This is a genomic window from Streptomyces melanosporofaciens (assembly GCF_900105695.1).
Lineage (GTDB): Bacteria > Actinomycetota > Actinomycetes > Streptomycetales > Streptomycetaceae > Streptomyces > Streptomyces antimycoticus.
Map to the genome: position 1 here is coordinate 1,270,001 of NZ_FNST01000002.1, position 17,475 is coordinate 1,287,475.

Sequence of the window (17,475 nt, forward strand, 5' to 3'; positions counted from 1 at the left end):
CCGCCTAGCCCCACACGGCCGCACCGGCGACCGCGCCCCGGGCCGCACCAGTGACCACGCCTCACCGGCCCTGCCGGTCACCGCACCCCACCGGCCGTAATTCGGTTGCCCGGTGCCGGGGTCCCGCCGGACGATGTCGCCTCGTGACCCTGACCGACCAGGACGACCCTCCGGCGCCCCGCGCGCCGCGGCGGATTCGTGCGCTGCTGCCCGATCTCGCCCCCTGGCACTCCTCCCGCGACTTCCGGCTGCTGTGGACCGCGGGGCTGGTGACCGCCTTCGGCAGCTTCCTGACGATGGTGGCGTTGCCGCTGCAGATCAAGGAGTTGACGGGGTCCGCCGCCGCGGTCGGCGCGATCGGGGCGGTCGAGCTGGTGCCGCTGATCGCCTTCGGGCTGTACGGCGGTGCGCTGGCCGACTCCGTCGACCGGCGGCGGCTGATCCTGCTCACCGAGGCCGGGCTCGGGCTGCTCGCCGCGCTGCTGCTGGTCAACAGCCTGCTGCCGGATCCCATGCTGTGGCCGCTGTATGTCGTGGCCGCGCTGACCAGTGCGCTGACCGGGCTGCAGCGCCCCGCCATCGACGCGGTGGTGGCCCGGATCGTCCCGCACGACCAGCTCACCGCGGCCGCCGCGCTCAACGCGCTGCGCTGGCAGCTCTCCGCGATCGCGGGGCCCTCGCTCGCCGGGGTCGTCGTGGCGTACGCCGGGCTGCCGCTCGCCTATGGCCTCGATCTGCTGACCTTCGCCGCCTCCGGGCTGCTGGCCCTCCGGCTGACCTCCGCCCCGCCCGCGCACGACGCCGAGCCGCCGTCGCTGCGCGCGATCGGCGAGGGCGCGCGCTACGCCTGGCGGCGGAAGGAGCTGCTGGGCACGTACGCCGTGGACATGGCCGCCATGTTCTTCGCCTTCCCGAACGCGATCTTCCCCTTCCTCGCGGACGATCTGGACGCGCCCTGGGCGCTGGGCCTGATGTACGCGGCGGGTTCGATCGGCTCGGTGGTGGTCAGCGCGACCAGCGGCTGGACGTCCCGGGTGCACCGCCACGGCCGGATGGTGGTCGCGGGAGCGGCCGTCTGGGGCCTGGCCATGGCGGCGGCCGGATGGCTGTCCAACGTCTGGCTGGTGCTGCTGTGCCTGGCAGTGGCGGGCGGCGGGGACATGGTCAGCGGACTGTTCCGCGCCACGCTGTGGAACCAGACGATTCCCGAGAAGCTGCGCGGCCGGCTGGCCGGTATCGAGCTGCTCTCCTACGCCACCGGCCCCCAACTGGGCCAGGTCCGGGCCGGATCCATGGCCGGCTGGGTGGGCGTACGGGCCTCGGTGTGGTCCGGCGGGCTGGCCTGTGTGGCCTCGGTCGGCCTCCTGGCGCTGGCGCTGCCCCGGCTGATGAGCTACGACGCCCGGACGGACGAACACGCCCGCCAAGCGCGCGAGGCGCGCGAGCTCCGCCCCGCCACCGGCTGATCGCCGTGCGTCGTGCGCACGGCGCCCGGCGCATGGAAAAGCCTCGGCACCCGGGATAGCTCACGGCACCCGGGAAGCCTCAGCCCGCCGCCGGTGGCTCGCGCTCTCGCGCGGTCTCCATCGCGCGGGCGGCCTCCTCCGGGGGGCGTACGGGCCGAGGCAGTGGGCGGCCCGGCACTGGGGGCCGGGCCGCTGATCCCCCGGCGCCCCGCACCCGGGGAAGCTCTCCGCGCCCCGGCAGGGGCCCGAGCACCCGGGGAAGCTCACCACACCCAGTGCGTCTCAGCGCGCCGCCGGGGGCTCGTCGTCCCGCCAGCGGGGGTCGTTCTGCCACTCCTCATTGCGCTCGCGCGCGGTCTCCATCGCGTGGGCGGCCTCCGCCGGGGAGGCGTACGGCCCGAGGCGGTCGGCGGCGCGGCACTCCGGGCCCTCTTCGACCTTCTGGTGCCGGATGCAGTAGTACCACTCACCGGGCTTGCCGGCGGTTCCCCTCTTGAACAGCACCATCCCGGCCTCCGGCCTCCGCTCGTTCCCCAGTGGCCCGAAGGGCCCTTGCGGCCATGCTGCCCCATGCGCCGCCGATACACTCGCTGATATGTCTGGCCAGTCGCTTCTCGTCCCGGGGACGCTCTCCCCCACCCGTCCCGTCCCCGCCTCGATCCCGCGCCCGGAGTATGTCGGTAAGGCGGGCCCGACGCCTTATGACGGGCCCGAGGTCCAGGACGCCGAGACGATCGAGCGCATGCGGATCGCGGGGCGTATCGCCGCACGGGCGATGGAGGAGGCCGCCAAGCTGATCGCGCCGGGGGTCACCACGGACGAGCTGGACCGGGTGGCCCATGAGTACATGTGCGACCACGGGGCGTACCCCTCGACGCTGGGCTACCGCGGCTTCCCCAAGTCGCTGTGCAGCTCGGTCAACGAGGTCATCTGCCACGGCATCCCGGACACCACCGTCCTCCAGGACGGCGACATCGTGAACCTCGACGTCACCGCCTTCATCGGCGGGGTGCACGGGGACAACAACGCCACGTATCTGTGCGGTGAGGTGGACGAGGAGTCGCGGCTGCTGGTCGAGCGCACCCGGGAGTCCCTCAACCGCGCGATCAAGGCCGTCAAGCCGGGCCGGCGGATCAACATCATCGGCCGGGTCATCGAGTCGTACGCCAAGCGCTTCGACTACGGCGTGGTCCGCGACTTCACGGGCCACGGGATCAACTCCTCGTTCCACTCCGGCCTGATCGTGCCGCACTACGACAGCCCGCACCACACCACCGAGATCAAGCCGGGAATGACCTTCACCATCGAGCCGATGCTGACGCTCGGCACCTATGAGTACGACATGTGGGAGGACGGCTGGACCGTGGTCACCAAGGACCGCAAGCGGACGGCGCAGTTCGAGCACACACTGGTGGTGACGGACACCGGGGCGGAGATCCTCACCCTGCCCTAGCGGCCGGGCCGGTTCACCGAATGTCCTGTACCGGGGGCCGATTCTTCGGCGGCCGTTTTACCGACAGCTTGTCGGGAAGGCTATTGACGTAGGCAGCGGTCTCTACTTAGGTAAGGCTAACCTACACACCCCGGCCCCCGGAGGTCCACCGTGGAGTTCTCCGCCCTGATCCGCACCGCCTCGCGGGAAGCCCACACGGACGTCGGGAGCTCGTCGTTCATGACCGATCTGCTCGGCGGGCGCCTGGGCGTGGCGGCCTACCGCCGCTACTCCGAGCAGCTGTGGTTCGTCTACCGCGCCCTGGAGTCCCCGGCCGACGCGCTCGCGGCGGACCCCGTGGCGGGCCCGTTCCTCCGGCCGGAGCTGGCCCGCATGGCCGAGCTGGAGCGCGATCTGGCCTATCTCGGCGGCCCGGACTGGCGCACCGGCCTGACCGCGCTGCCCGCCACGACGGCGTACGCGGCGCGGGTGGCGGAGTGCGCCCGTGACTGGCCGGCGGGCTATATCGCCCACCACTACACCCGCTATATGGGCGATCTCTCCGGCGGCCAGTACGTGCGGGACACGGCGGAGAAGACCTGGGGCTTCGACCGCAAAGGCGACGGGGTGCGGTTCTACGTCTTCGAGTCGATCGGCAACCCCGCCGCCTTCAAGCGGGAGTACCGCGCGCTGCTGGACGCGCTGCCGGTGGACGATCTGGAGAAGCAGCGTGTCGTGGAGGAGTGCAAGCGCGCGTACGCGCTGAACGCGGGGATCTTCCAGGAGCTGGCCGAGGAGTTCCGGCTCAGCGCCTGAGACACCGTACGCGGCTCAGCGCCCTGCTGAAGGCCCACCACCAACCTTCCCTGTTCTGGGCCTACTTCAGGGGAAGCTCGGCGAGCATGACGGCGTAGACCGGGGAGTCCGGGAAGGGCTGGCGCTCCCCCACCTTGCGGAAGCCCCAGGACTCGTACAGGGCCTGGACTCGGGAGTGCTCAGGGTCCACAAGCAGCACTACGAGGTCCTCGTCCCGCTTTTCCATCAGCGTGCGGGTCAGCCGCTCGGCCACTCCCTTCTTGCGCCACTTCGGGATGACGGCGAGCTCGGAGTACGAGAAGGTCAGGTCCTTCGCGAGCGCCGGGTCAAGGTGCTCGCGCCACCACTCGCGACCCGGAACGGCCGGGGCGCCGTAGGCGAAGCCCACTGCCTTGTCGCCGTCGAACGCGATCACGCAGGAGAACTCCGGGTGGCCGCCCCAGTGGTCCACGAACCAAGGGAAGCGCTGGTTGAACGGGTCGTCCATCTCATCCGCATACGCGTCGGCGTGCACGTCGATCAGCGCCTGGCGGATCTGTGGGAGATCCGCGTTGGTGAAATGGCGGACGTCCAGACCTGTGGCACTCAAGCTCGGCTCCATTCGGATCGGTAGCGGTCTCCCCACTCGCGGGCGACGCCTGCGTCCGGGGCAAGAATGATCAAGTCGCGGTAGTAGTCGCCGAGGAGTGAGCGCAGGCGGCCGGGCAGCGGGTCCCCGACCATCAGGTCGAAGACCGTGGAGGCGGTCGCGCAGGCCTGATCGATGTCGCGCTGGTGCAGCTGGGTCAGGGCGAGCCGGGCGGTGGCCAGGGCACGGTTGCGGCGGAACTGCTCCGGGATACTGGCCAGCGCCTTGTGCGAGGCAGCCTCAGCCTCCGCGGGTTCGCCGATCTTGTCCCGGACGATGGCCGTGAGGGCTAACAGCTCGCCAGGCCCGTAGAAGGCGGTCCAGATCGGCCGGGGGTCATCCAGAGACGCCTTGCCCAGTACCTCCCAGGCGCACCCGAGGGAGCGGATGGCGGGCTGCCGCTCGCCCAAATTGGAGTGGGCGAGCGCTGTCCGGGCGTGGGCCAGTGAGGCGTAGAACGGGTCCCGCCGGGCGATGGCCGTTGCCAGGGCCGCGTGGCCGGAGTCGACGGCCTCGGCGTACGCACCACGATGGTGGGCGAGGATGGAGTACAAGTTCCAAGCATCCAGCTCGGCGACGGAGTCCTTCGCCATCCCGGCCAGATAGAGCGTCCGGTCCAGCAGACTCCGGGCCCGGTCGGTCCGCTTGGCGTCGATGGCGGACCAAGCGGCCATAGACATGTAGTCGGCGGCCACGCTGAACAGCCGCTGGCGGATGCGCTGACAGGCGCCCAGCTTCTGCTTCTCCAGCGTCTCCGCCGCCCCGGCAAGGGCTGTGCGCTGTAATTCGTCATGACCTCCCCGCGCGGCATCCAGGGCCACTAGTGCGTCCACACCGGCACGGAGCCGAATCACGTCCGAGGTGCCTACGGAGTGCTGTGCTACGAGAGGAACGGCGACCGCGGCCGTCGTACCTGTGGTGGCGGTCAGGAAATTCCTGCGCCTCACGGGATCCTCCGGTTCTGTGGCGGGGCATCTTGGGGCCGGTGGGACGAATCCCAGTTCTTCGGCCGTACATCCGAATACTGCCCCTAAGGCTGCCCGCTGCCGAGAGTGCGGCCAACGGGTCTTTCCGGTCAGCCAGTTGCGGACCGTCCGGTCGCTGACCGTGCCTTCGTAGCCGTCGCGGTGCAGATGAGTGTTCACCGCGTCCGCCAACCCGGCCTGGGTGAGCCCGCTCTCGCGCATGGCGCTGATGAGGTTTTCGTTCCCCTCCACACACCCACCGTAGCCATGCGAGCCCCCTCCGTGAGGGGAGTCGGCCGAGAATTTCCGGTGGGGCGGCTTGCACACCCGATGGGTATTACCTCCCCTCGCGCGGCGAGCCGTCGTTCACTCGGACAAGGCCGCTCACTTCGCACCCACTGAGGTCCTGATGTCCGTGACCGCTACACCTCGCCCCACCGGGCACCCCGGATACTCCCAGATCATGCGCCGCGTACCGGAGAGCGCGGAAGCCGCCCGCAAGCTGGTACGGACCGCACTGGCCGCCTGGGGCCAGGAGGACCTGATCGAGGACGCCGCCCTGGTGATCACCGAACTGGTCTCCAACGCCGTGGACCACGCCCGCCTGGGGTCGATCCGCGTCGTCGTCACCCGGCCGTCCGAGAAGTTGGCCCGCCTCGGCGTGGTGGACCGGTCCCGAAATATCCCCTACCTGCGGACGGACTCCCATAGCGACAACACCCGAGGCCGGGGGCTCTTATTGGTCGACGCCCTGACGGACCGGTGGGGGACGGACCGATACCGCTGGGGCAAGCAGGTTTGGAGCGAGCTGAAGTGCGGTTGATCATCCGCAGCGTCAACTGCCCGCAGCACGGCCGCCGGCGTGCCCCCAACGCGGCGTTCCGGACCAGGCCGCAGGAGCGCTACTGATGGCGGGCGGCGAGCGGACCGAGGTCGCCCTGGACGCCGAGGAGGCGTGGCGGGCGGCCATCGAGCACGCCGCGGGCTGCCCTGCCTGCCGGACGCCCGGCGCCGTATGCGAGACCGGCGAGCAACTCCTCAGCGCCTACGAGGAGGCAGCACGGCTGGCCCGGGCAGCGGAGGGCATATGAGGCGGCGCCGTCGGCGGTCGACCGCCCGCGGGCCGGGCTGCCCGCCTTCCCCGCCCGGATGGGCCTGATGCTCAGCGTGGCCCCCTCACTACTGCTGCTCGCGATCCGGCTCTGCCGCGCGAGCATCCCCGCCCCATAAGCCGGGTGGGTCGCTGGCGGTCCGGGCCCCCGTACCGGACGACGGCCCCAGCGGCCCGCCCTCCAAGCCCCCCGCGGCAGGCCCAGCCCGGACGCAGCCGCCGCAGGCCGAGGACGAGACGGCCGTGGCGGACGCGATGGCCCGGCCGAGGTCACGGAGTTCGCCGCCCGGCCCTTCGCCGCGCTCTTTGGCGGCGAGCGGGCCCGGGTCGCGCTCGCCCGCGTCCTCGCCCAGCGCACCCCGCTGCTGCTGCTCGACGAGCCGACCGCCGCCCTCGATCTGCCCCACCAGGAGCTGGTCCTGAGGGTGTGCCGGGAGCGGGCCGCCGTGGCGGACGCGGTGGTGGTGGTTCCTGCACGATCTGTCGCCGGCCGCCGCGTACGCGGACCGGACCGCCGTGCTGCACGACGGCCGGATCGCGGCGGAGGGCGCGCCCTCGGAGGTCTTCGACGCCGCGCTGCTGTCGCGGGTCCACCGGCAGCCGGTGGAGGTGATCCCCCATCCCCGCACCGGGGAGCGGATCGTGCTGCCGCCGCGCGACGGGGCCGGCGGGGCGGCGTCCCGCGCCGCCGGAGGAGCCGCGCCCATGAGAGGCGTACGTCACGTTCTCGCCCCTCCGAACCGGATCAAATCAGCCACCTTGGCCAAACATTTGCCATCCATAGGTCACTCCTTGACCTTGCACAGGATCCACACAGGCAAGGCTCAGTTAAGTTAGGGCAGCCTTATCCGGCCGTCCTTCGTCCGCCCTGCCCTGATTCCGTCTGGAGCCCGTATGCGAGCCGCTCGCACCTCCGTTGCCGCCGCGATATCGGCGCTGGCGACGATCACCGCCGTCGCCGGCTGCGCCCAGAAGTCCGACGCCAAGGACTCGGACGCCGTCCAGGTCACCGCCTCCGACGATGCGTGCGAGGTCTCCAAGACCTCCTTCCCCGCCGGGCATGTGAAGCTCGCGGTGGAGAACAAGGGATCCAAGGTGACCGAGGTGTACGTCTACGCCCCGGGCGACCGGATCGTCACCGAGCGGGAGAACATCGGGCCCGGCACCTCCGCCTCGATCAGCGCCGAAATCAAGACCGGTTCGTACGAGATCGCCTGCAAGCCCGGGATGAAGGGCCACGGCATCCGCCAGAAGGTGTCCGCCACCGGCAAGGGCGCGGTGGCGGGGCGCGATCCGCGGCTGGACAAGGCGGTGGCCGCGTACCGCGCCTACGCCCAGCAGCAGGCCGACGAGACCCTGCCCGTGGCCCAGAAGTTCGCCGACGCGGTCAAGAAGGACGACCTCGAGGGCGCCAAGAAGCTCTACGCCCCCTCGCGCATCGGCTGGGAGCGCACCGAGCCGGTCGCCGAGTCCTTCGGCGACATCGACCCCAAGGTCGATGTGCGCGAGGACGGTCTGGGGAAGGGCCAGAAGTGGACCGGCTGGCACCGGCTGGAGAAGTCGCTGTGGCAGACCAAGAAGGTCACCGCGGCCGACCACGCCCTCGCCGACCAGCTCATCAAGGACCTGAAGGACTGGCAGAAGCGCGTCGGCACCGCCGACATCACCCCCACCGGTATGGCCAACGGCGCCAAGGAGCTGCTGGACGAGGTGCAGACCGGCAAGGTCACCGGTGAGGAGGAGCGCTACAGCCACACCGACCTGGTGGACTTCGAGGCCAATGTCGAGGGCGCCGAGACCTCGTACAAGCTGCTCAAGCCGGTGGCTTCGAAGAACGACCCGGAGCTGGCCAAGGACCTCGACAAGCAGTTCGCGGCCGTCGGGAAGCTGCTGGACAAGTACCGCGAGGGCGAGGGCTTCGTGTCGTACGACACCGTCACTCAGGCCAAGCGCAAGGAGCTGTCCGACGCGGTCAACGCGCTGGCCGAGCCGCTGTCCCGGCTCGCCGCCGCCGTCGTCACCAAGTGAGGGAGCCGGGCATGACCGACGAGGCGGGCACCGCACCCTCGCGCCGGGCGCTGATCGGCTGGGGAGGCGCCGGGCTCGCGCTCGGCGCCGCGGCAGCCGGTGGCGCGGCGGCCGCGCTGGGCGGCGGTGCGGACGACACCGAAACGGTCGCCGACAGCGGCGCCGCCGTGCCCTTCTACGGGGCGCACCAGGCGGGGATCGCCACGGCCGTGCAGGACCGGCTGCACTTCGCGGCGTTCGACATCACCACGGACGACCGCGCCGAGCTGATCGCGCTGCTGAAGGAGTGGACGAAGGCGGCGGCCCGGATGACCCAGGGGCATGCGGTCGGCGGCGGCGCGGTGAGCGACCTGGCGGAGGCACCGCCGGACGACACCGGCGAGGCGCTCGGCCTCAAGGCGTCCCGGCTCACCCTCACCATCGGCTTCGGGCCCACGCTCTTCAAGAACAAGAAGGGCGAGGACCGCTTCGGCATCGCCGACCGCCGCCCCGAGGCGCTGATCGACCTGCCCGCCTTCCCCGGCGACAACCTCGACGCGGCCCGCAGCGACGGCGATCTGTGTGTGCAGGCGTGCGCGGACGACCCGCAGGTGGCCGTGCACGCCATCCGCAACCTGGCCCGGATCGGCATGGGCAAGGTGGCCATCCGCTGGTCGCAGCTGGGCTTCGGCAAGACGTCCTCGACCACGCCGGACGCCCAGACACCGCGCAACATGATGGGCTTCAAGGACGGCACCCGGAACATCGCGGGCACCGACACCGCCGCCCTGGACAAGCATGTGTGGGTGAGCGGGAAGGCGGGCCCGGCGTGGCTGGCCGGCGGTTCGTATCTGGTGGCGCGCCGCATCCGGATGCATATCGAGACCTGGGACCGCACCTCCCTCAAGGAGCAGGAGGACGTCTTCGGCCGGGACAAGGGCGAGGGCGCGCCGCAGGGCAGGCAGCATGAGCGCGACGAGCCGAATCTGAAGGCGATGCTGCCCACCGCGCATGTCCGCCTCGCGCATCCGGACTCCAACGGCGGGGCGCGGATCCTGCGCCGCGGCTACTCCTTCACCGATGGCACGGACGGTCTGGGGCGGCTGGACGCGGGGCTGTTCTTCCTCGCCTACCAGCACGACGTACGGGACGGGTTCGTACCGGTGCAGCGAGCGCTGGCCCGCACGGACGCGCTCAACGAGTACATCCAGCACGTGGGTTCGGCGCTCTTCGCGGTCCCGCCGGGCGTCCGGGACGCGGACGACTGGTGGGGCAGGGCGCTGTTCTCCTGACGGGCTCCCCCACGTTCGCCTGACGGACTCCCCCAGAAACCCACCGGATCCCTCGACAAGGAAGGCGAACCCCGTGTTCGGCAATTACCTGATCGGTCTGCGCGAAGGGCTCGAAGCCAGTCTGGTGGTGTGCATCCTGGTCGCCTATCTGGTCAAGACCGGGCGCCGGGACGCGCTGCGCCCGGTGTGGCTCGGAATCGCCGTCGCGGTTGGCTTGAGCATGTCCTTCGGCGCGGCGCTGGAGTTCGGCTCGCAGGAGCTGACCTTCGAGGCGCAGGAGGCGCTGGGCGGCTCGCTGTCGATCCTGTCGGTGGGCCTGGTGACCTGGATGGTGTTCTGGATGCGGCGCACCGCCCGCCATCTGAGGTCCGAGCTGCACAGCAAGCTGGACGCGGCGCTCGCGGTGGGCACCGGGGCGCTGGTGGCCACGGCCTTCCTGGCGGTGGGCCGGGAGGGCCTGGAGACCGCGCTGTTCGTGTGGACGGCGGTGCGGGCGAGCAACGACGGTACGGCGGATCCGCTGATCGGCGTGGTCCTGGGCCTGGTCACCGCGGTGGTGCTGGGCTGGCTGTTCTACCGGGGCGCGCTCCGGATCAACCTGGCGAAGTTCTTCACCTGGACGGGCGCGATGCTGGTCGTGGTGGCCGCGGGGGTGCTCGCGTACGGCTTCCACGATTTGCAGGAGGCCGACTGGCTGCCCGGGCTGCACTCGCTGGCCTTCGACATCAGCTCCACCATCGCGCCGGACTCCTGGTACGGCACGCTGCTCAAGGGCGTCTTCAACTTCCAGCCGGACCCGACCTGGCTTCAGGTGTGGATGTGGGCGCTCTATCTGGTCCCCACGCTCGCGCTGTTCCTGCGTCCCGGTAGGGTGTCGCCGTCCACAGCAGCCCCCAGGAATCGGGAGCCGGAGCCCCATGACACGCAGGCCGTCCCGCCGGCAGTTGACAGTTCCGACCGCAGCGGTGGTACTGACGCTGGGGATGACGCTGACGGGGTGCATGACGGTCCACGGCGAGCGGGAGAACATTCCGTCGGTGGACAAGGCTGAGGCGCCCAAGGCGCTCGAGCAGTTCACCGACGCGTACAACAAGGCGTACCGCGAGCTGGATCCGGCGGTGGCGAGCCAGGTGGAGACGGGCCCGCTGGAGGCCATCACCACCGCCGACCTCAAGGCCCAGCACGCGAGCTCCCCGAACGGCAACCCCAAGTACCCGGCGCTGGAGCTGTCCGACGTCACCTACCGCATCCCCAAGCAGGTGGGCTGGCCGAAGTTCTTCGTCGCGGACACCGACAGCAACCGCGACGACAACCGCTGGCTGTTCGTCTTCACCCGCGGCGGTGCCGACGAGCCCTGGAAGGCCGCCTACCTGTCGATCCTCAGCCAGGACGAGGTGCCGGACTTCGCGACCGACAAGGACGGCTGGGCCAAGCCGGTCCCGGCCAAGGGGCCGACCCCGAAGCTGGCGACCCGGCCGGACAAGCTGAGCGCGGAGTACACCGACTACCTGATGACGGGCGAGGGCTCGGTCTTCGCCGACGGCCAGTCGACCTCGGGGCTGCGGGACACCCGGAAGAAGTTCCTGCGCACCCCGAAGTTCTGGACGGAGTACATCGACACCCCGGCGCAGGGCGCGCAGGACGCCCCGGTGGGGCTGCGCACCTCGGACGGCGGGGCGATCGTGTTCTTCTCCTCACACCACCGGCAGAAGCAGACGATGGCGAAGGGGTTCCGGCCCAACCCGGATCCGCAGATCAAGGCGCTGATGACGGGCGAGGCGAAGAGGGCGGTGACGCTGACGAGGGTTTCGGAGTCGGCGGTGCGGGTCCCCGCGAAGGATGCGGCGGACCCGAAGGTGGTCTTCCTCAACCGCCTGGAGGGCGTCACCGCGGCAAAGGGCGAGTAGAGACAAGTGTGGGCAATCGTTCCTCCCCCAGCTACCGCTGGGAGGTGCCCCCCGCGGAACTGATGGGCACACCCCACCCACCGGCCCGGACCCGACAACGAGCCCTGAAGCGCCCTACCGCCCTATGGGCCAAGCAGCCGCCTGATCCTGGTCCTCGCCCGCGAAGCGGGCACACGCATCCGTCAGCGTCTCCAGCAACGTCAACGGATCCGGCAGCGGCCGCTCCGGCCCCAGCAGCCACCCCACATGCCCATCCCCCGGCAACCGAGCGGGCGGCATCAGCACATAGCTGCCCCGGCAATGCCACCGCAGCCCCGGATGCTCGTCCATCGTCTCCGGGTGGCAGTCCAGCTCACAGGGCCACCACTCGTCCTCGTCGTCCGGCGTGCCCCGGGTGGCGGTGAAGAACAGCGTCCGCCCCTGCTGGAGATCGCCGCTGCTCGTGGCCACGGGCCCGACCTCGACCTCGGCCGCGCCCAGCCGCTCCAGGGCCAGCCGCCCGGCGTCCGCGGGTACGTCGAGCACATCGTGGACGATGCCGGTGGCGGTGATGAAGTTGGCCCGCGGATCGGCGCGCAGCCACTGCGCGACCTTGTCCGGGTCGGTGGTCGCCTGGGTCTGCCAGGCGAACGAGACGGGGTGGCGGCCCGGGGTGGGACAGCCGATGCGGTCACAGGAACAGCCGTAACCGGAGGGGTGGGCGGCCGGCGCGAGCGGGAATCCCGCCGCCGCGGCGGCCATGAGCAGGTCCTCGCGGACGCCACCGGCGTCCGCTCCCGTGTCGTGGTCGCCGCCCGCTCCGCTCCTCGGCCGACGCAGCCACTGGGAGAACCTGCCCTTGCGTTCCATCTACCGCCTCGCTTCACCGCCGGTACCGGCGGTACGGCCGGTACCCGATCAATGCTGCCACCATCCTGCTCCGGAAGTGGCCGGTGTCCGCATCCGGGGTGGGTGAGACCACCTCGACCGGGTGTCGATATCAGGGCATCCGCGACATCTCGCCTCTAGCGTTCCATGTATGATCAGCAGGCATTTTCTGACCGCCGTCGTGGTGCTCGGCCTGTCCATACCGGCGGCCGTCGCGGCCCACCCCGCCGCTCGTCCGTCCGTACGACGCCTCATACCCCCGGCCGGCGAACCGGCGCGGCTCCAGCCCGCGCTCACGGCACCGTCGGCCGGCAAGCCCGCCGTCGTCTACACCGCACACCGCGGCGGCGCCCTGGAAGTGCCCGAGAACAGCATGTCCGGGCTGGCCAGTGCCTTCAGCCGGCATGACGTCCAGGTCCTCGACTTCGACACCCGCATGCTGGGCGACGGCACGCTCGTGGTGATGCACGACGCGACGCTGGACCGCACCACCGACCGGACCGGGCCCGTACGGGCTCTGACCGCCGCCCAGTGGCGGGGCGTCCGGCTGCGCCCCGACCCCGCCCTGCGCGGCACCTGGCGGCCCGAGCGGCCGCCCACCGTCGCCGAGGCGCTGGACCGGTTCGGCGGCCGGATCACCTTGATGGTGGAGGCCAAGGACCCCGAGAGCCTGCCGCGGCTGGCGCGGATGATCCGCGACCGGGGTCTGATCGACTCCGTCTACGTCAACAGCAACCGCCCCGAGGTGGCCCGCGAGGCCCACCGGAAGGGGCTGATGACCCAGCTGTGGCGGTCCGCCCGGCAGATGCGCACCGACACCCCGCGCGACTGGCGTGGCGTCGTCGATCTGCTGGACGTCGACTACCGGGCGCGCGAGCAGGATGTGCGGCGGGCCGTCGCCTCCGGGATACCGCGGGTGTGGGCGCACACCGTGGACACCCCGGCGCAGCGGGACCGGATGCTGCGGCTGGGGTGCGACGGCATCATCACGGACGCACCGGCCCTGCTGGTCTCCACGCCCGTACGAACGCCGCGGGCGCCCAGCGGAAGGTGAGCGCCGGCCGACGGCGGCGGGTGAGCGGGGCCTACCAGTGGCCGGGCCCGGGCAGTGAGGGTGGCCCTGGGGACGGTGGACCGCGCGAGAGGCACCCGGCTCAGGAGGCGAGGGGCCCCTCCTGGGCAACGGCCCCCGCGAGAGGCCCCGGCCCTGGGCGGCGGGGGTGGTCCGACCCCTGCCCGCCCCCACCCGAGCGGCAGGGGTGGCCCCTTCCCGCCGGTAGAATCCGCCGAATGCACGCCCCCGACGCCACCCGCACCGACGAGACGCCGCAGACCGCGCTCGCCGGTCTGCTCGACGGTCTGCCGCCCCGCCAGGCGGCCCAGGCGGTCGACCGGCTGATCGGCCACTACCGGGGCGCACCCCGACCGACGCGCCCGTGCTGCGCGACCGCTCCGACGTCGCCGCCTACGCCGCGTACCGGATGCCCGCGACCTTCGAGGCCGTGCGCGCCGCCCTCGCCGCCTTCCGCGCCCGCACGCCCGCATGGGCCCCGGCCACGCATATCGACATCGGCGGCGGTACGGGCGCGGCGAGCTGGGCGGTGGCCGCCACCTGGCCGCGCGACGGGCACACCACCACCGTCCTGGACTGGGCGGAGCCCGCGCTGGCCCTCGGCCGCGAGCTGGCCGGGCAGGCGCCCTCCGAGGCGCTGCGCACCGCCCGCTGGGAGCGCCGGGCCATACGGGACGGGCTCGCACTGCCGGACGGGACCGACCTGGTCACCGTCAGCTATGTGCTGGGCGAGCTGACCGAGGCCGACCGGCGGGCCGTGGTGACCGAGGCGGCGCGCGCGGCCCAGGCCGTGGTGCTGATCGAACCGGGCACCCCGGACGGCTATCTGCGGATCCGCGAGGCGCGGGACCGGCTGCTGGCAGCCGGGCTGCGCATCGTCGCCCCTGCCCGCACGGCGCGGCCTGCCCGATCGAGCCCGGCACCGACTGGTGCCACTTCGCCGCCCGGGTCCGCCGCTCCTCCCTCCACCGGCAGGTCAAGGGCGGTTCGCTGCCGTACGAGGACGAGAAGTTCAGCTATGTCGCGGCCGTACGGTTCGACGCCACGCCCGCCGACGCGCGGGTGGTGCGCCGCCCGCAGATCCGCAAGGGCCAGGTACTGCTGGACCTGTGCGCCCCGAGGAGGGGCTGGGCCGCACCACGGTGACCAAGCGTCAGGGCCCGCTGTACCGGGCCGCCCGCGATGTGTCCTGGGGCGATGTCTGGCCACCGGAGGAGTCCAGCCCCTCCGGCGTTTGAGGAGCCGCGGGGAGCCAATCAAGCCCCTCCGGCCGTTTGAGGAGCGGGGTCCGGGGCGGAGCCCCGGCGGGGTGAGGGGCGGAGCCCCCTCTTTCGGGAAGGGGCGGGGAGGGGACAGATCCGCCGGACACCCCGTAAGACGCCGCACGGCCCGTGAACCCCTGGACCCCGTGAACCCCAGGAACCCGTGAACCCCTGGAACCCGTAAACCCCAGCGACCCAGCGCCCCCTCACCCCACCGCCCGCGCCAGCGCCGTCCCCGCCGCCGCCCGGGGCCCACTGTCCCCAGGGCGGCGCCGCGGATGCACGGTCGTGGCGAGCAGCACCAGATAGACCCCGCGGGCCCGGTCCACGACCAGGCTCGTCCCGGTGAACCCGGTGTGCCCCGCGGCGCCCCGCCCCGCCAACTCGCCCATGAACCACGGCTGGTCGACCTCGAAGCCCAGTCCCGGCGCGGTCAGCATCAGCTCGGTGGACTCCGGCGACAGTACGGGCCCGCCACCGGCCAGCAGCGCCCGGCACAGCACCGCCAGGTCCCCGGCGGTCGAGAAGAGCCCGGCGTGGCCCGCGACCCCGCCCAGCGCCCACGCGTTCTCGTCGTGCACCACGCCCCGCAGCATCCCCCGGTCGACCTTGCCCCAGGGTTGCCGCTGGTCCTCGGTGGCCGCGATCCGGGGCAGCCAGGAGGCGGGAGGGTTGAAGCGGGTGGCGGCCATGCCCAGCGGGCCGGTAACCGTCTCCTGCACGAGCCGGTCCAGCGGCCGCCCCGCGGTCCGCTCCAGCACCCGCTGCAGCAGCAGGAAGTTGAGGTCGGAGTAGCGGCGGGCGGTGCCGGGCGGGGTGACCGGCGGTTCGGCCGCGAGCCGGGCCAGCCGACGCTCCACGCCGTCCTCCTCGTACAGCGGCAGTTCGGGAATCAGCCCCGAGGTGTGGGTGAGCAGCTGCCGCACGGTGATGCCGTGCTCGGCGGCGGCCGTGCACTCCGGGGCGTACGCGGCGACCCGCCCGTCCAGCGCGATCAGCCCGCGCTCGGCGGCCCGCAGCGCCACGATCGTGGTGCACAGCTTGGTGAGCGAGGCGAGGTCGAAGAGGGTGTCGCGGCGCACCGGCACCCACCGCTCGCGCGGCAGCTCCACGCCCCGGTCGGCCCGTTCGTCGTACGCCGCGTAGCGCACCGCCCAGCCGAAGGACTCCTCGGCCAGCGGGCCCGACGCGGTCCCGGCGGCCAGTGCCACCCCCGAACACCAAGGGCGCTCCCCTTCGGGAAGCGCCCTGACGATCTCCAGCAACCGGGTCAGACCACGGTCACGCGTCGATTGGTACGTCGCTGCCACGGACGGCAGAGTCCCACGAAGCAGGCGATGGCCGCGAGCGCGCAGACGAGCTGGACGACAGCCATCGGCACCGCCGTGGTCTCCCCCGCGATCCCCACCAGCGGGGAGGCGACGGCGCCGAGCAGGAAGGTGGAGGTGCCCAGCAGCGCGGAGGCGGAACCGGCGGCGTGCGGGGTGCGGTTCAGGGCCTGGGCGTTGGTGTTCGGCATGGCCAGGCCCATCGCGGACATCAGCACGAACAGGCACCCCGCCACCGGGACGAGACCGGCCTTCCCGAAGACCCCGGAGGCCAGCACGAGCAGCGCGGCCGCCGCGACGGTGATCACGACCAGTCCGACCATCAGCACCTTGTCCATGCTGACCCGGCCGACCAGCACCCGGCCGTTGAGCTGACCGGTGGCGATCAGGCCGATCGAGTTCAGCCCGAAGAGCAGGCTGAAGGTCTGCGGTGAGGCGCCGTAGATCTCCTGGACGATGAAGGACGACCCGGCGACATAGGCGAAGAGCGCCGCGAAGGCGAAGCTGCCCGCGAGCATGTAGCCGGTGAAGACGCGGTCGGCGAGCAGCCCGCGCATGGTGCGCAGGGTCTGGCCGAGCCCTCCGTCCTGGCGCCGCTCGGGCGGCAGCGTCTCCCCCAGCCACCGCCAGACCACCAGGGTGAGCAGGGTGCCGATCACGGTGAGCACCGCGAAGACCCCGCGCCAGTCGGTGAAGCGCAGGATCTGGCCGCCGATGAGCGGGGCCACGATGGGCGCCACGCCCGAGATCAGCATCAGGGTGGAGAAGAAGCGGGCCATCGCGATGCCGTCGTAGAGGTCCCGGACCACGGCGCGGGCGATGACGATTCCGGCCGCGCCCGCGAGCCCCTGGAGCAGCCGGAAGCCGATGAGGAGCCCGGCGGTGGGGGCGAAGGCGCAGATGGCGGTGGCGATGACGTAGATCACCATGCCGATGAGCAGCGGACGGCGGCGCCCCCACCGGTCGCTCATCGGTCCGACGGCGAGCTGGCCGAGCGCCATGCCCATCAGACAGGCGGTGAGGGTGAGCTGGGCGGTGGCGGCCGAGCTGTGGAACCCGTCGGTGACCTCCGGCAGGGCCGGGAGGTACATGTCCATGGACAGCGGCGGGAGTGCGGTGAGCCCGCCGAGGATCAGGGTGACGAGGAGGCTCGTACGGCGCTGCGCGGTGAGCCCGGGGAGGGCGGCAGCGGAGGTGCGGGAGGCGGCGGAGGTGTCGGGGGACAAGGTTCCGGGACGGTCGGCCCGGGTGGGAGCGGCGGCCGGTTGGCCGGGCTGCTGCATGCGTACCTTCCATGAGTCGTTGATGCGTCTCTATGCTCT

Annotated in this window: 16 protein-coding genes and 2 pseudogenes; 12 read left to right on the forward strand and 6 right to left on the reverse strand. The window is 71.9% G+C overall.

From position 1 onward, the window contains the following. The first annotated feature begins 149 nt into the window (after positions 1 to 149). Positions 150 to 1,466, forward strand: coding sequence for an MFS transporter (locus BLV72_RS08270; RefSeq protein ID WP_167746570.1), 1,317 nt, complete (start codon positions 150 to 152; stop codon positions 1,464 to 1,466). A 282-nt stretch (positions 1,467 to 1,748) separates the two neighbouring features. Here BLV72_RS08270 and BLV72_RS08275 read toward each other — a convergent pair whose 3' ends face one another. Next, entirely contained in the window at positions 1,749 to 1,973 is a 225-nt protein-coding gene (locus tag BLV72_RS08275; RefSeq protein WP_093461278.1) for a hypothetical protein, read from the reverse strand. Positions 1,974 to 2,061: 88 nt separating this feature from the next. Here BLV72_RS08275 and map point away from each other — a divergent pair, with 88 nt between their 5' ends. Continuing rightward, positions 2,062 to 2,919 carry a type I methionyl aminopeptidase gene (map, locus tag BLV72_RS08280; RefSeq protein ID WP_093461279.1) on the forward strand — a complete coding sequence of 286 codons (858 nt, stop codon included), beginning with the start codon at positions 2,062 to 2,064 and terminating at the stop codon, positions 2,917 to 2,919. Between the two features lie 150 nt (positions 2,920 to 3,069). Further along, on the forward strand, positions 3,070 to 3,714 hold the full coding sequence (locus tag BLV72_RS08285; RefSeq protein WP_093461281.1) for a biliverdin-producing heme oxygenase: 645 nt from the start codon (positions 3,070 to 3,072) through the stop codon (positions 3,712 to 3,714). Positions 3,715 to 3,775: 61 nt separating this feature from the next. On the opposite strand, the gene BLV72_RS08290 is transcribed toward BLV72_RS08285, so the two are convergent. Further along, positions 3,776 to 4,315 (reverse strand): GNAT family N-acetyltransferase, encoded by a 540-nt coding sequence (locus tag BLV72_RS08290; RefSeq protein WP_093461282.1) that lies wholly within the window; start codon positions 4,313 to 4,315, stop codon positions 3,776 to 3,778. Further along, entirely contained in the window at positions 4,300 to 5,529 is a 1,230-nt protein-coding gene (locus tag BLV72_RS08295) for an NsdA family TPR-like regulatory protein (RefSeq protein WP_483153939.1), read from the reverse strand. Before BLV72_RS08295 ends, BLV72_RS08290 begins: the two co-directional genes overlap by 16 nt. 187 nt (positions 5,530 to 5,716) lie before the next feature. Here BLV72_RS08295 and BLV72_RS08300 point away from each other — a divergent pair, with 187 nt between their 5' ends. From BLV72_RS08300 to BLV72_RS08330, 7 genes and pseudogenes are all read left to right on the forward strand, one after another. Next, positions 5,717 to 6,130, forward strand: a complete 414-nt coding sequence (locus BLV72_RS08300; RefSeq protein WP_093461285.1) for an ATP-binding protein — start codon at positions 5,717 to 5,719, stop codon at positions 6,128 to 6,130. 85 nt (positions 6,131 to 6,215) lie between these two features. Next, the gene (locus tag BLV72_RS08305; RefSeq protein WP_093461287.1) at positions 6,216 to 6,398 is read left to right on the forward strand and encodes a hypothetical protein; all 183 of its coding nucleotides are present in this window, start codon (positions 6,216 to 6,218) and stop codon (positions 6,396 to 6,398) included. Positions 6,399 to 6,601: 203 nt separating this feature from the next. Then, positions 6,602 to 7,255 (forward strand): annotated as a pseudogene (locus BLV72_RS08310) (ABC transporter ATP-binding protein); the annotation flags it as partial. Between the two features lie 57 nt (positions 7,256 to 7,312). Next, positions 7,313 to 8,446 carry an iron uptake system protein EfeO gene (gene efeO, locus BLV72_RS08315; RefSeq protein WP_093461288.1) on the forward strand — a complete coding sequence of 378 codons (1,134 nt, stop codon included), beginning with the start codon at positions 7,313 to 7,315 and terminating at the stop codon, positions 8,444 to 8,446. Positions 8,447 to 8,457: 11 nt separating this feature from the next. After that, positions 8,458 to 9,717, forward strand: a complete 1,260-nt coding sequence (gene efeB, locus BLV72_RS08320) for an iron uptake transporter deferrochelatase/peroxidase subunit (RefSeq protein ID WP_093461290.1) — start codon at positions 8,458 to 8,460, stop codon at positions 9,715 to 9,717. Between the two features lie 73 nt (positions 9,718 to 9,790). Further along, positions 9,791 to 10,768 carry an iron uptake transporter permease EfeU gene (efeU, locus tag BLV72_RS08325; RefSeq protein ID WP_093461291.1) on the forward strand — a complete coding sequence of 326 codons (978 nt, stop codon included), beginning with the start codon at positions 9,791 to 9,793 and terminating at the stop codon, positions 10,766 to 10,768. Next, positions 10,701 to 11,624, forward strand: coding sequence for an SCO2278 family lipoprotein (locus tag BLV72_RS08330; RefSeq protein ID WP_483153922.1), 924 nt, complete (start codon positions 10,701 to 10,703; stop codon positions 11,622 to 11,624). Before efeU ends, BLV72_RS08330 begins: the two co-directional genes overlap by 68 nt. A gap of 114 nt (positions 11,625 to 11,738) precedes the next feature. Here BLV72_RS08330 and BLV72_RS08335 read toward each other — a convergent pair whose 3' ends face one another. Then, positions 11,739 to 12,473 carry a bifunctional DNA primase/polymerase gene (locus BLV72_RS08335; protein WP_093461294.1) on the reverse strand — a complete coding sequence of 245 codons (735 nt, stop codon included), beginning with the start codon at positions 12,471 to 12,473 and terminating at the stop codon, positions 11,739 to 11,741. A 169-nt stretch (positions 12,474 to 12,642) separates the two neighbouring features. Between BLV72_RS08335 and BLV72_RS08340 the strand changes: the two genes are divergently transcribed. Continuing rightward, on the forward strand, positions 12,643 to 13,545 hold the full coding sequence (locus tag BLV72_RS08340) for a glycerophosphodiester phosphodiesterase (RefSeq protein WP_093461296.1): 903 nt from the start codon (positions 12,643 to 12,645) through the stop codon (positions 13,543 to 13,545). Positions 13,546 to 13,781: 236 nt separating this feature from the next. After that, positions 13,782 to 14,801: pseudogene (locus tag BLV72_RS08345) on the forward strand (small ribosomal subunit Rsm22 family protein). A 230-nt stretch (positions 14,802 to 15,031) separates the two neighbouring features. Here BLV72_RS08345 and BLV72_RS08350 read toward each other — a convergent pair. Continuing rightward, positions 15,032 to 16,135 (reverse strand): serine hydrolase domain-containing protein, encoded by a 1,104-nt coding sequence (locus tag BLV72_RS08350; protein WP_425288359.1) that lies wholly within the window; start codon positions 16,133 to 16,135, stop codon positions 15,032 to 15,034. After that, positions 16,096 to 17,436, reverse strand: coding sequence for a multidrug effflux MFS transporter (locus tag BLV72_RS08355; RefSeq protein WP_093461299.1), 1,341 nt, complete (start codon positions 17,434 to 17,436; stop codon positions 16,096 to 16,098). Before BLV72_RS08355 ends, BLV72_RS08350 begins: the two co-directional genes overlap by 40 nt. Positions 17,437 to 17,475: the final 39 nt, after the last annotated feature.

Excerpts from the sequence above, each read along its gene's own strand:
- efeB (WP_093461290.1), top strand. The coding sequence starts at position 8,458 with ATGACCGACGAGGCGGGCACCGCACCCTCGCGCCGGGCGCTGATCGGC.
- BLV72_RS08355 (WP_093461299.1), bottom strand. The coding sequence starts at position 17,436 with ATGCAGCAGCCCGGCCAACCGGCCGCCGCTCCCACCCGGGCCGACCGT.
- efeO (WP_093461288.1), top strand. The coding sequence starts at position 7,313 with ATGCGAGCCGCTCGCACCTCCGTTGCCGCCGCGATATCGGCGCTGGCG.
- BLV72_RS08340 (WP_093461296.1), top strand. The coding sequence starts at position 12,643 with ATGATCAGCAGGCATTTTCTGACCGCCGTCGTGGTGCTCGGCCTGTCC.
- map (WP_093461279.1), top strand. The coding sequence starts at position 2,062 with ATGTCTGGCCAGTCGCTTCTCGTCCCGGGGACGCTCTCCCCCACCCGT.
- BLV72_RS08305 (WP_093461287.1), top strand. The coding sequence starts at position 6,216 with ATGGCGGGCGGCGAGCGGACCGAGGTCGCCCTGGACGCCGAGGAGGCG.
- BLV72_RS08290 (WP_093461282.1), bottom strand. The coding sequence starts at position 4,315 with ATGGAGCCGAGCTTGAGTGCCACAGGTCTGGACGTCCGCCATTTCACC.
- BLV72_RS08335 (WP_093461294.1), bottom strand. The coding sequence starts at position 12,473 with ATGGAACGCAAGGGCAGGTTCTCCCAGTGGCTGCGTCGGCCGAGGAGC.
- BLV72_RS08300 (WP_093461285.1), top strand. The coding sequence starts at position 5,717 with ATGTCCGTGACCGCTACACCTCGCCCCACCGGGCACCCCGGATACTCC.
- BLV72_RS08275 (WP_093461278.1), bottom strand. The coding sequence starts at position 1,973 with ATGGTGCTGTTCAAGAGGGGAACCGCCGGCAAGCCCGGTGAGTGGTAC.
- BLV72_RS08330 (WP_483153922.1), top strand. The coding sequence starts at position 10,701 with ATGACGCTGACGGGGTGCATGACGGTCCACGGCGAGCGGGAGAACATT.
- BLV72_RS08295 (WP_483153939.1), bottom strand. The coding sequence starts at position 5,529 with ATGCGCGAGAGCGGGCTCACCCAGGCCGGGTTGGCGGACGCGGTGAAC.